This is a genomic window from Parachitinimonas caeni, from assembly GCF_030129945.1.
Taxonomy (GTDB): Bacteria; Pseudomonadota; Gammaproteobacteria; order Burkholderiales; family Chitinimonadaceae; genus Parachitinimonas; species Parachitinimonas caeni.
Window position 1 is genome coordinate 1 of sequence record NZ_JARRAF010000244.1, and the last position, 302, is coordinate 302.

The 302-nt window shown below is 69.5% G+C and carries 1 protein-coding gene; it reads right to left on the reverse strand.

Features of this window, described 5'->3' with window-relative positions:
- Positions 1 to 302: hypothetical protein (locus PZA18_RS24520; RefSeq protein ID WP_308447465.1), on the reverse strand; the 302-nt coding region annotated here is incomplete at both ends.

Below are 302 nucleotides of genomic sequence, written 5' to 3' on the forward strand. Positions count from 1 at the left end.
TGAATTGCCACAGGCCGCTCTGGGCCAGGTGGAAGGTCTGGCGGCTTTGCTGACCGCGCAGGGGCAGCTGGCCTTGCAGGGTCTGGCCGCTGGTATGGAGTTCCCCCAGGGCCTGCGGGGCTTGCGGGGCTTGCCGGTCATAACGCAGCCAGCCTTGCAGGGCGGCCTGATTGCGGGGGGCGCCGTCGAGCCACAGCAGGCAGTCCGCCCCGGCCGGCAGGGTCACTTGTGCCTGTTCGCCACTGGCAAGCTGCCCGGTGTGCAGGATCTGTCCGGATCGGTCCGTCAGCTGCCAGTGCTGG